General features: G+C 39.3%; 11 protein-coding genes, 1 tRNA gene and 1 pseudogene. 3 read left to right on the top strand and 10 right to left on the bottom strand.

Annotated features, from left to right (window positions below; translation table 11 throughout):
- Nucleotides 1–43: 43 nt before the first annotated feature.
- The 8 genes and pseudogenes from ychF to CL42_RS02100 all read right to left on the bottom strand — a co-directional run bounded on the left by ychF (nucleotide 44) and on the right by CL42_RS02100 (nucleotide 8,557).
- Entirely contained in the window at nucleotides 44–1,135 is a 1,092-nt protein-coding gene (gene ychF, locus CL42_RS02135) for a redox-regulated ATPase YchF (RefSeq protein WP_035264512.1), read from the bottom strand.
- A gap of 123 nt (nucleotides 1,136–1,258) precedes the next feature.
- The gene (locus CL42_RS02130) at nucleotides 1,259–1,918 is read right to left on the bottom strand and encodes a methionine ABC transporter permease (protein WP_035264510.1); all 660 of its coding nucleotides are present in this window, start codon (nucleotides 1,916–1,918) and stop codon (nucleotides 1,259–1,261) included.
- Nucleotides 1,899–2,968 (bottom strand): annotated as a pseudogene (locus CL42_RS02125) (methionine ABC transporter ATP-binding protein). The gene CL42_RS02130 and the pseudogene CL42_RS02125 overlap by 20 nt, the downstream one beginning before the upstream one ends.
- An 11-nt stretch (nucleotides 2,969–2,979) precedes the next feature.
- The gene (locus CL42_RS02120) at nucleotides 2,980–3,813 is read right to left on the bottom strand and encodes a MetQ/NlpA family ABC transporter substrate-binding protein (protein ID WP_035264508.1); all 834 of its coding nucleotides are present in this window, start codon (nucleotides 3,811–3,813) and stop codon (nucleotides 2,980–2,982) included.
- A gap of 9 nt (nucleotides 3,814–3,822) precedes the next feature.
- Nucleotides 3,823–4,665: a MetQ/NlpA family ABC transporter substrate-binding protein gene (locus tag CL42_RS02115; RefSeq protein ID WP_035264505.1), complete on the bottom strand. Its 843-nt coding sequence runs from the start codon at nucleotides 4,663–4,665 to the stop codon at nucleotides 3,823–3,825.
- 26 nt (nucleotides 4,666–4,691) lie between these two features.
- A complete protein-coding gene (locus CL42_RS02110) occupies nucleotides 4,692–6,122 on the bottom strand; it encodes an LLM class flavin-dependent oxidoreductase (protein ID WP_035264503.1) in 1,431 nt (476 codons plus the stop codon).
- Nucleotides 6,122–7,345, bottom strand: a complete 1,224-nt coding sequence (locus tag CL42_RS02105; RefSeq protein ID WP_035264500.1) for an SfnB family sulfur acquisition oxidoreductase — start codon at nucleotides 7,343–7,345, stop codon at nucleotides 6,122–6,124. Before CL42_RS02105 ends, CL42_RS02110 begins: the two co-directional genes overlap by 1 nt.
- A gap of 9 nt (nucleotides 7,346–7,354) precedes the next feature.
- Nucleotides 7,355–8,557 carry an SfnB family sulfur acquisition oxidoreductase gene (locus CL42_RS02100; protein ID WP_035264498.1) on the bottom strand — a complete coding sequence of 401 codons (1,203 nt, stop codon included), beginning with the start codon at nucleotides 8,555–8,557 and terminating at the stop codon, nucleotides 7,355–7,357.
- Nucleotides 8,558–8,930: 373 nt separating this feature from the next.
- Here CL42_RS02100 and CL42_RS02095 point away from each other — a divergent pair, with 373 nt between their 5' ends.
- Both CL42_RS02095 and CL42_RS02090 read left to right on the top strand, forming a co-directional pair.
- Nucleotides 8,931–9,695, top strand: a complete 765-nt coding sequence (locus CL42_RS02095) for a glutathione S-transferase family protein (RefSeq protein WP_035264660.1) — start codon at nucleotides 8,931–8,933, stop codon at nucleotides 9,693–9,695.
- A 113-nt stretch (nucleotides 9,696–9,808) separates the two neighbouring features.
- A complete protein-coding gene (locus CL42_RS02090) occupies nucleotides 9,809–10,279 on the top strand; it encodes an Lrp/AsnC family transcriptional regulator (RefSeq protein WP_035264497.1) in 471 nt (156 codons plus the stop codon).
- An 82-nt stretch (nucleotides 10,280–10,361) separates the two neighbouring features.
- On the opposite strand, the gene CL42_RS02085 is transcribed toward CL42_RS02090, so the two are convergent.
- Both CL42_RS02085 and CL42_RS02080 read right to left on the bottom strand, forming a co-directional pair.
- Nucleotides 10,362–11,111: a YebC/PmpR family DNA-binding transcriptional regulator gene (locus CL42_RS02085; RefSeq protein WP_035264495.1), complete on the bottom strand. Its 750-nt coding sequence runs from the start codon at nucleotides 11,109–11,111 to the stop codon at nucleotides 10,362–10,364.
- Nucleotides 11,112–11,218: 107 nt separating this feature from the next.
- On the bottom strand, nucleotides 11,219–11,785 hold the full coding sequence (locus CL42_RS02080; RefSeq protein WP_171076734.1) for a 1-acyl-sn-glycerol-3-phosphate acyltransferase: 567 nt from the start codon (nucleotides 11,783–11,785) through the stop codon (nucleotides 11,219–11,221).
- Between the two features lie 328 nt (nucleotides 11,786–12,113).
- On the opposite strand from CL42_RS02080, the gene CL42_RS02075 reads away from it, so the two are divergent.
- Nucleotides 12,114–12,190 (top strand) — tRNA-Ile (locus CL42_RS02075).
- Nucleotides 12,191–12,224: the final 34 nt, after the last annotated feature.

The raw sequence follows: 12,224 nt of genomic DNA, 5'->3' as shown, positions 1-12,224 counted from the left end.
ATCTTTGCAAAAAAAAACAGCCTTTCGGCTGTTTTTTAATAACTTAAACGTTGAAACGGAAATGTAAAACATCACCATCTTGAACGACATAAGTTTTACCTTCAAGACGCCATTTTCCAGCTTCTTTAGCGCCAGCTTCGCCGTTGTATTGAACAAAATCGTCATAGGCAATGCATTCTGCACGAATAAAGCCTTTCTCAAAATCAGTGTGAATCACACCAGCAGCTTGAGGAGCGGTCGCACCAATTTTTACAGTCCAAGCACGGACTTCTTGAACGCCTGCAGTGAAATAAGTCTGTAGGCCAAGTAAGCCATAACCTGCACGAATAACCACGTTAAGACCTGGTTCTTCCATGCCCATCGCTTCTAAGAATTCAGCACGCTCATCATCTTCAAGCAAAGAAATTTCAGCTTCGATTTGGTTGCAAAGCGGAACTACAATAGCATTCTCTTCTGCCGCTAATTTTTTAACAGCATCAAGGTGCGGATTGTTTTCAAAACCATCTTCAGCAACGTTAGCAATATACATTGTTGGTTTAAGGGTTAATAAACCAAAGCCACGAACTAATTTGCGCTCGTCGTCATCAAGATCAGCTGCGCGAGCAGGGCGACCTTCATCAAGTAATGGCTGAATTTTTTCTAGTACAGCTTTTGTTGCAACAGCTTCTTTATCACCACCTTTCGCAGACTTTGCTAAACGTGTAACCGCTTTTGATACTGTTTCTAAATCTGCTAAAGCAAGCTCAGTGTTAATAGTTGCAATGTCATCAAGTGGGTCAATTTTGCCATTCACGTGAATAACATTTTCGTCTTCAAAACAACGTACTACGTGTGCAATTGCATCAGTTTCACGAATGTTGGCTAAGAATTGGTTCCCTAAACCTTCACCTTTAGAAGCACCAGCAACTAAACCTGCGATGTCTACAAATTCCATTGTGGTTGGAATAACACGTTGAGGTTTAACAATAGCAGTTAATTTATCTAAACGTGGATCTGGAACAGGAACGATGCCGGTGTTTGGTTCAATGGTACAGAATGGGAAGTTTTCTGCAGCAATAGCAGCTTTCGTCAATGCATTGAAAAGTGTAGATTTACCAACGTTCGGCAAGCCGACAATACCGCAATTAAAACCCATGAAAAGACTCACACAGTGTTATTTAAAAATTGTCGGTGATTTTACATCAAAGCCATGACAAAGTCAGGTCATGGCTTTGATGTTTCTCGAAAAGACAGATGAGACTTAATTCAATGGTGTGAATTAGATTTTACGTTTGTCCAAACTATGTGCCAATTGATCGCCTAAAGCTTGAATCAGCATCACTAATACGACTAATACGACGATGACCGCCAACATAATTTGCATATCGAAGCGTTGGTAGCCATATCGGTAGGCGATATCACCTAAACCACCTGCTCCAATAGCACCCGCGATCGCGGAGGAATTGATCATGGTTACAAGCGTGACAGTAAAACCTGCAACAATACCAGGCAGTGCTTCTGGTAAAAGCACATGCCAAATAATTTGTTTGCGATTACAGCCCATGGCTTGTGCAGCCTCTATGAGTCCATGATCAACTTCTCGTAGACTTACTTCCGCAATACGTGCGAAAAAAGGTGTAGCCGCAATAGTTAAAGGTACAACCGCAGCCCATACCCCATAGCTTGTCCCCACAATTAGTCGAGTGAAGGGAATGAGCGCCACCATTAAAATTAAGAAGGGAATAGAGCGCGTAATATTCACTACCCAACCCAAGGCATGATTGATTTTTTTTGACGGAATAATCCCATTTTCTGAGGTGTTGATGAGGATCACGGCCATAGGCAAGCCAATGAGAAGTGCTAAAAATGCAGAAATACCGACCATTAATAAAGTATCAATAGTGCCTGTAATTAAAAGATCAATGAGCTGGTTGTGCATAGCCAAGCACCTCGATTTGTGATGTTTTATGGGGGAATTGCTGATGGAGCGTATGCACATCAACATCTAATTGAGGAATACCTACGATGAGTGAGCCAACCAGATGATGTTGAATAGTGTCTACATGGCTTTGATATAAATGCACAGGCAGTGTAATTTTAGAAAGTACATCATTTAAGTTGGGAGGATTTTTCAAATCAGTTGCATAGCTGATTTTCAAAATGGTATGCGTTAAATGTGTAGCTCGCTCTTGATGTAACTGGAATGGCAAATCAAGCTGTTCCAAATTGAGGAGTTCTTGCGTGATTTTCTGCTGGGGACGAGAGAAGACTGACCAAACTTGCCCTGATTCAACGATTTCACCTTGATCAATAACCACCACTTGATCGCAAATTTCACGAATCACCTGCATTTCATGTGTAATGAAACGATGGTGAGTCCTAATTTTTGATTAATTTCTTTCAGTAAAGATAAAACAACAGATGTGCTTTCTGGATCAAGTGCCGATGTTGCCTCATCGCACAATAGTATTTCAGGTTTACTGACCAATGCGCGGGCAATCCCAACTCGTTGTTTTTGCCCACCCGATAATTGTGATGGATAGTGATGATGCTTTTCAGCTAAACCGACTAGATTTAAAACCTCATCCACACGAGTTTGAATCTCAGCAGCAGGCACTTTTGCGATTTTCAATGGAAGCGCGACATTTTCCCAAACTGTTTTGGCAGATAGTAAATTAAAATGTTGAAAAATCATGCCAATACGCTGGCGTAGGGCGATTAATTCATTGTGATTAAGCTGCCCTAGATCATGTTGATGTATATGAATACTACCATCAGAAATAGTTTCTAACCCATTTAAGGTGCGAATCAATGAAGATTTGCCCGCACCACTTTTGCCGATAATGCCGAAAATTTTTCCTTCGGGAATATCCAAATTAATGTTTTTGAGTGCGTGAACTTGTTTTCCTTGTACATCGTAATACTTATTTAAATGACGAATTGTAATATGGGGTACTGCAAATTCAATGTGTGAACCAAAACTCACCATGATCATTCTCCTTATTTCCAGCCTTCAAACCACAAACCTTGTCCAAAGTCTTTGTCTAGAATCTGACGGACTTTTGCAGAGTTTTGGAAGGTTTCAACCACAGTTTTTAATTTGTCATCCTGATCTTGATAATCTCGACGCGTTACAAACAAAATCGCAAATTTTTTATTAATCGGATCTAATAACAGTGCAGACGTAGGATCAGCAACTTTTGCCATTTTCAAATAATGAGGAAAACCCATAATTAAGTCAGCTTCATTGTAAGCATGCGCGGTTTGCGGGCCTTCAACTTCAATAATCTTGAGTTTTTTAGGATTACTGATAATGTCTCGGGTGCTGGTGAGCTCATTATTAATATCTTTGACTTGAATTAAGCCTGCACGAGCCAGCAAATTTAAACCACGTGCCATGTTAACTGGATCATTCGGTACGACTACTTTCGCTTGATCAGGTATTTCCTGTAGGGATTGATATTTTTTTGAATAAAGTCCGACATGACTGCCTGAACCTTTCGCAAAAGGCACAAGGTCATAGCCTGTTTCACGCACTGCATTCGCTAGAAAAACACTTTGTTGAAAGAAATTAGCGTCAATATCACCATTTTGCACAGCAACATTGGGTGCTTGCCAGTCTGAAAACTCAATCAACTCGAGATGGATTCCTTGTGCTTTTACATCCTCAGCGACACTTTGCAGTAATTCAGAATAGGGTGGGCTAATGCCGATTTTAATCACTTTATCATTTGAGTTTTGACTGATATAACGATATCCCACTAAGGCCGCCAGTACTGCGACGATGATGACTGCAATTTTGATGAATTTAGATGATTGAGTTGAAGTAGACATGAACACTCCTTATTTCCAGCCTTTGAACCATAGTTTTTCACCAATATCCTCATTCAATGCTTGTTTAACTTTGTCTGAGCTTTGATAAATTTGGATAAATTTTTTCAGTTGAGCTGCTTTTTCAGGCTGAGTTTGTTCAAAGTCATCGCGAACAACAAATAAGATGGCATAAAGCGTGTTGTTAATTTCATCCAAAATTAAGGCATCATTCGGATCAATCGTTTGTGCTAAGCGTAGGTACATTGGATAGCTAAATACGAGGTCTGCATCATCTACGGCACGCGCAGTTTGCGGGCCTTCGACTTCAATAAAGTTCAATTTTTTTGGATTGGATTTAATATCTTTTAAGTTGGATAAGTGGTTGTTGGAATCCTTAAGTTGTATTAATCCAGCGTGTTGTAAGAGGAGTAGGGCGCGACCCTGATTCACAGGATCATTTGGCAGTACAACTCGAGCGCCATTTTTAACTTCACTAATCGCTTTATATTTTTTTGAATATAAACCGACATGTGTTCCTGAGCCGATGCCCAAGGGTTTGAGCTTAAAGTTGGTTTCTTTTAACGCATTATTCAAGAAAGGTTGATGCTGAAAATAATTTGCATCAATATCCCCATGATTTAGGGTGATGTTGGGTGTATTCCAATCTGAAAATTCTACCAAACGTACATGAATGCCTTGAGCCTCTGCTTCATCAATTGCGGCTTGAAGTGGTTTTGCAAAAGGTGGGCTAATACCAATGACAATTTCTTGTTGATTATTTTTTTTCAAAAAGGACCATGCAAATGCTGCAATCACAATAATGGCGATTGCAACGCCGATCCATTTAAGTCGAGAAGACTGAGCTTGTGCCATAGAAAGACCCCTAAATATTAAAAAACTTAAGCAGAATGTTGGTGTATAGAAATTAAATTTGATTGTTGTGTATCTTGGTTTGAACTTGGACATCGGAAATGATGTGCAGGATGTGAATGTGGTAAATGATCTCCCGCATTGAATAGCTTGTGCCTTAAGCTACCCTCAGCATAGGCGGTCTTATAGCGACCACGTTGTTGGAGTTCAGGAATGACATAACGAATAAAATCTTGATGTGACTCTGGAGCGACTGTACGGGCAAGGTTAAAACCATCTAATCCAGAAATATCAATGAATTCGATTAGCTGTTGAGCAACTGTTGCTCCACTGCCAACAAATAAGGGATAACGTCTACCGAGTACATGCTGAGCTTTTAAATCTGCCAAAGTGACTTTGTTTTCCTTAAAGCGCTCATTTACAGAAACGATGCTGTTGGTTTTTTTATATGGAATAGCATCCTCATCTTTTAGATGACCTAAGTCTGTTCCGATTGAGCTTGAAAAATGCGCAATCCCTGCTTCAGGACTTGCATATTGAATATAGTCCTGCAGTTTTTCTTGCGCTTGTTGATCTGTTTCAGCAGTGACGACAGTGATGCCTGCAAATAATTTAATTGCTGTACCATGACGACCGTGTGAATGGGCTAATTGGCGAATCTTTTGTGTTTGCGATGCAATTTTTTCAGCAGTATCTCCACCAATAAACATGGCTTCTGCATGCCGAGTGGCAAACTGTAGTCCTTTAGGTGATGCTCCCGCTTGATATAGAACAGGTGTTCGTTGTACTGAAGGCGAGACTTGGAAGACGCCGTGACTGTTATAGAACTTTCCTTGATGGTGGATCGCATGCACTTTACTCGGATCGGTAAAAATGCGATTGAGCTTATCTTGGATGACGGCATCATTTTCCCAAGAGCCTTCCCAAAATTTGTAGCAGAGTTCTAAAAACTTTTCGGCTTGTTCATAACGTAAATCGTGATCTTTCAATCCTCGCTGACCGACCAATCGCGCTGCACTATCCAAATAGCCAGTGACGATATTCCATCCCAGACGTCCTTGGGTCAGGTGATCCAGACTCGCGAAGCGACGAGCAAATTGATAAGGCGATTCATAACTTAAGTTCACTGTAATACCGAAACCCAAATGCTGTGTGACGGCTGCCATTGCAGACACCAGCGTGCTTGGATCATGGCTCGGCAGTTGAATCGATTCTTTCAAGGTTAGATCAATGCCATTTTGATAGACATCGTAAACGCCAGTAATATCGGCAATGAATAATCCATCGAAAAGACCTTTCTCTAAAGTTTGAGCGAGTTCTGTCCAATAACTTAATTCATTAAATCGGTAGGATTGATCACGTGGGTGTGTCCAAAGTCCATGATTAATATGACCCACACAATTCATATCAAATGCATTGAACAGGATCTGTTTTTGAGGACTCGATTGAATTTTTGTCATTACAGCGTACCTCGTCTTGGGGGGAATACGCCGTTTAAAACATAATTGGCAATAAAAAAATATTTCCAACGCGCTGGATCATGCAAGGTATGAACACGTGCGTTTCTCCAGTATCGGTCAAGATTATCTTGTCGTTGACTTCCACGACTACCAGCCAGTTCAATCAGTTTTGACGAGACTTTTAGTGCAGTCTCGGTACTGTGTGCACGTGCTTTAGCCACTTGAATAGAAGCATGTGCAACTGAATGTTCTGAAGGGGAGACTTTGGCATCTTGAACCGCTTGCGCTGCTTGTTTTAGTAGTAACTCGGTGGCCTTGACGTCTGTTGCAATTCGACCAATTTCGTATAGTGTCAAAGGGTCTTGAGTGGCATGTTCAACTTTTGCATCTATCCAAGGGCGTGCTTGACGAACGCGTATTAATGTTTCTTCAAAAGCAGCTCGAGCAATGCCTGTTTCAATTGAGGCATGAATAATTTGTGCAAATGGACCTGAAATGGTGGCAGTTGAATAAGCCAAATCAAAAGGGACTATATCCTCTGGGTCAATCTGTACATTTTCAAATTTAACAGTCCCACTGCCTGTGGTACGTTGACCAAATCCACTCCAGTCATCTAATAGGCTTAAGCCTTCGCTATCATATGGAACAAAGACTAGAAACTGGCGCTCTTGTTCATCACTAGCAAGGGTTGGAATACGGTGAGCGAATAGACTGCCAGTGCAATAAAATTTTTCTCCATTGAGGACATAACCATTTTCGACTTGTCTTAAAGAGGTATGGCGTTGTGCTGCATTTTTAGTTTTAAACTCAGCCAAGGCATTTCCAAAGCGAGCGCCTTGTAAAACTTCAGTAAATAAACGTCTTTTTTGAGCCTCAGACCCAGTATTCCTCAAAATTTCAAGTGCATAGAAATGATTTTGTGGAATTTGTCCGATAGAGCCATCCACACCACTCATTAATGCGATGATTTTTGTCAGTGTATGAATAGAAACATCGGCACCGCCATATTGTTGAGGTACTGTAATGGCCCATAAGCCAGATTGACTGTAAGCTTCGATTTCTTCATGAGGAAGTTCACGATTTAAATCTCGCTCAGATGCACGGTGCTTAAACTTTTCTGCAAGTTTGTGTGCGACTTTTAATGCTTCTACATCAGAGCGAATAATATGCGCTGGTCTATAGCTGCCTGATTCTTGGATCTCTAAAGCTTGTAAAGATGACATGATGACTCCTTAAATCCAGGCATGACGTGCAGGAAATGTATGGTTTAAGTAATACGAACCCAGCGCGTGAATTTTCCAGCGAATGGGATCATGAAGGGTATGTACACGTGCATTTCGCCAGTGTTGATCAAAATTATGAACATTGAGGCTGGCGCGACTTCCTCCGAGCTCAATCAACTTTTCTGAGATATGCAGTGCAGCATCATTGGCATAGACTTTAGCTTCAGCAACTTTGATCGAAGCTTCAGCAATCTGTTCATCAGAGAGTTGTTCAAGCACACTGAGTGAATCTAAATAATCAGCTGCTTCATCGAGCAAAAGAATGGCGGCATCTAACAAAACATTAGCTTTGCCAACTTCTTGTAATGTGAAATACTCATCACTGGCACGCTCAACTTGTGCATCCACAATTGGGCGTGCTTTACGGATCGCAAACAACATGTCCTCAAATGCTGCTTCAGCAATACCAACATCGATAGCCACTTGCATCAGCTGTGAAAATGCGCCTCTAAAATTAGGGACGTCCAATAATTTTCTTTCATCAAAAATCAGTAATGGATCAACTTCAACATGGTCTAAAATCACTGTGCCACTTGAAGTGGTACGTTGACCAAATCCATCCCAGTCATTGATCACTTCGACACCAGTGGATTCACGGTTCACTAAAACTAAAACCACGTGACCTTCAGGGTGTATTGCTTTGATGGCTAACCAATGTGCAAATGAACTGCCTGTAGAATAGAATTTTTTTCCTGAAACTCGATATTTCCCATCCTCCAAAACAAGGCGTGTGTCTAAAGTCTTGGTATCTTTGGTATGTCGTTCTGGCCCCCCATTGGCAAGACGCTTACCTTTTAAAATTTCGTTGAAAATAAATTGCTTTTGTTCATCGCTTCCCATGATATTGATCATATTGAGCAATGCAATTTGATTTTGTGGAATTTGCCCTAAACTTGAATCCGCTTTATTTAGAATACGAAATACTTGGGCGAGGGTACGATGAGAGACTTCAGCACCGCCATAGACGTGGGGGATGCGCAAGCCTCCTAAACCTTTTTGGCTGAATAGTTCAATTTCTGCAAATGGTAAAGCTCGTTGTTGTTCACGGTGATTGCGACCTTCGAGCGCATAATCAGCAACATGATAGGCTGCATGAATGGCATCTTGATCATTTTCAATAACATGAACATTTTCAGTAATTAAACGAGACATAGATCAATTCCTCTTTGAGGAGATATACGCTACGCCCATAGAATATTTTTTTTAAATGCTGGTTTTTGTGGAACTATTCAAAAAAAATGCTTAAGACAAATATAGATATCGATTGAAAAATATTAGAAAATTTAAATTATTGATTGATAATGAATTTTAATAAATCATAGTGCTCTAAACACGATGGATTCATTTAGACTTTGCAATAAAAAAGATAAAGATTTGCTAAACATTTATAATTTAACGGATTCATATTTCCAAAAATAACAATTTAAGTTGCAATTGATGCATTATCACATTGTGTTTTGGCATAGGGTTGCATAAAGTAAGCAAAACAATAAATCCTATGATTGATCAAGACTTCGGAGATTTTATGCGCATCCTTTACCAGTTTCCTTTATCTCACTTTTGTGAAAAAGCTCGCTGGTTACTTGATCATAAGGAATTGGATTATGTTGCTCAAAATATGATTCCGGGCGTACATCGTGCATTCGCAAAATTAAAAACAGGTCAAAACTCTCTGCCGATATTACGCGATAAAGAAAAGTGGATTGCAGATTCAACCCAAATTGCCCTGTATTTGGATGATGTCTATCCAGAGCATTCATTGCTCAGATCAGATTTAAAGTTAAGAAAAAAAGCAATTGAAATTAATGACCTGAGTAATCAATTGGGTGTATCAGTGAGGCGGTGGGGGCTTGCTCAAGCTTTATCTGAAAGCGATGAGCCACTAGAAATCATGATCGGTGAAAAAGGATATCTGAGAAAATTTCAAAAGATCAGTAAGCCACTTATTAAAACTTTAGTTTCAACCAGCTACCAACTTGATGATGAACAAGTTGCGCTTGCTAAAGAAAATATGCATGAAATTATTTTGCAGTTAAACGATCAATTGATTCAGAATCAAGCTCGATATATGGTGGGAGATCGTTTGGGTTTGGCAGATATCGCCGTTTGTTCAATGCTTGCTCCACTACTTGAGATCTCTGGTACACCATGGGAAAGAGAATATCATCAGCCAGTTTCATCTGAATTTGAGGATTATCAAAATCAATTGCTTGATTTGCCGATAGGACAATATGTTAAACGTATTTATGCCAATGAACGAAATGCGCGGGTAGATTGGCGCGGGATATAACAGAGCATATTTTCTGTTATATTGTCTGATTGGTTAATTTATTTTCATTTGAATCGATATTTTTGAAAAAATAACGCATAATTATTTTGTGCCATGAAAATATTGAGAAGAAGATGGAATTAGATCGTTACGATAAACAAATTTTAGAAATTCTTACGCATGAAGATTTGAATCTGAACGAGCTTTCGGAGCGTATTAACCTGTCTGTAAGTTCAGTGCACCGTCGTATTAAACATCTCATCGAAACCAATATCATGACGAATTTAAAGCGTGATATTAACTATCAAAAATTGGGGTTTAATTTACATGTGTTGTTACAAGTATCATTGAGTAAGCATGACTCAGATACTTTTGCAAAATTTTTAGATGAACTTAAAAGTATTCCTGAAGTGATCAATGCTTTTTTAGTCACAGGGCAATCTGCTGATTTTATTATAGAAGTTGTTGCTCGTGATATGGAAAATTATAGCCAGATTTTGTTACAGCGCATTGGTAAAATTGATCATGTTGTGGCATTGCATTCAAGCTTTGTCATTAAAGAATATGATGTATTTAACTGTCATGGTTTATTGAGTAAAGCATAATTCAAGCAATTACAAAATAAAGACGACCATCAGTTATAAAAAAACGCACCTGAAGGTGCGTTTTTCTAATTCTGAATATAGATTAAGCATCCAATTGTGCTAAAACTTCTTCAGAGAATTCAACGTTGGTATATACGTTTTGTACATCATCTAAATCTTCAAGCATATCAATCATTTTCATGATTTTTTTCGCTTGATCGATATCTGTGATTTCTGCTTTAGTTGAAGGGTTCATCACCACTTCTGCATTGTCAGATTTTAAACCTGCAGCCGCTAAAGCATCTTGCACTGTACCAAAAGACTCTGGTGTAGTGATCACAAGAATTTCATCTTCTGTCACTTCAATGTCTTCTGCACCAGCTTCCAACGCAACGTCCATAATTTGGTCTTCTAAAGAAACATCTTCAAAAGTAATTTCGCCACGTTTAGTGAAAAGGAAAGCAACAGAGCCGTTAGTACCTAAGTTACCATCTGTTTTAGAGAAGCAATGACGAACATCTGGTACGGTACGGTTTAAGTTATCAGTCATTGTCTCCACAATAACGGCTACACCACCAACACCATAACCTTCGTATGTGACTTCTTTTAAATCATCATTGTCTTCACCACCAGCACCACGCTGAATGGCACGGTTGATGACATCACGAGTCATGTTAACGGACAATGCTTTTTCAACAACTGCACGAAGACGTGGGTTGCTTGCTGCATCAGGACCACCGAGTTTTGCAGCTGTAACAATTTCACGAATATATTTTGTGAAAACTTTACCACGACTAGCATCTTGTTTAGCTTTACGATGCTTAATATTGGCCCACTTGGAATGACCCGCCATGCGAAATATGCTCCTTGTAGATTGGCCTTATGCCTAATCAAATCTGCGAAATTCTACCATAAGGGCTTTTTTTTAATAAAGACCCTTATTTTAGCAATTGATCAAGATCAGGCTTTATTCTTCGGTTCAGGAATAATAATGTCTAAACCTGTATGTTCCTTATAAAGTTCCTGAATCAATTTCAAATCATGATCCAACTCTGATGGCATGATTTTGCCAAAAATTCCGCCTTGTTTGGTTTTTTGGTTTACAAACAAGAAAACGATAGGGACGTTTGCGGCTTTTGCGATATGCCAAAAACCAGTGCGGATCGGTTTACGTTGTTCACCATTTTTCGCACGAGTCGCTTCAGGAGCAATCACGAGATTAAATTTGTCATTTGAATTGAAGAGTTCAACCATTTGAGCCACGATATCTTTATTTGAGTGACGGTCAACTGGAATACCGCCAACCCCTTCTAGAATAGGCTTGAATGGTCCTTTAAATAGTTCTTTTTTAATTAGTGTGTGAATCGGGATATCATGGATTTGGAACAGTGCGATTGAGAGTACTGCATCCATCATCGTGGTATGTTCAAAACCGATAATGACTTGTTTATCACCAAGCACATTCGGTTCTACATGGTATTTGACACCAGCAAGTTTAAATGCCATTTCGGCAATGTGTTTTTTCATGATTCACAGAGATATTTGAATTTTATATGGCAGAGTTTCTTACTTCATTTTAAAAAATTCAATCCCTTTAGTGATAAATTATAGAAAAAATGACTACTAAATTTAGATCTTCTCTGCAAACTTTACATCCTCGACGCTTACCGAAAATTCATAATTTTTCACATATTTGTGACTGAAATTCTATAGATGATCAAGATCGTACGTGATTTGTAAACTGCAATGAATAAATTTTGGTCAAGCTGAAGATAAAAAAATGAAAAACCTTGTTTTTGAATTTGATATTGGCTAGTATTCTGATTCGAAAATACTTGAGAAATCAGTATTTATAGGGCCTATAGCTCAGTTGGTTAGAGCAGCGGACTCATAATCCGTTGGTCGACAGTTCAAGTCTGTCTGGGCCCACCATATAAAACAACCACTTAGGTGTACTAATCGTAAG

Origin of the sequence: Acinetobacter sp. Ver3 (assembly GCF_000632455.1) — a bacterium.
Classification (GTDB): domain Bacteria; phylum Pseudomonadota; class Gammaproteobacteria; order Pseudomonadales; family Moraxellaceae; genus Acinetobacter.
The sequence above is the reverse complement of the archived record's forward strand: the minus strand, read 5'-3'. Positions and strand labels throughout refer to the sequence as shown.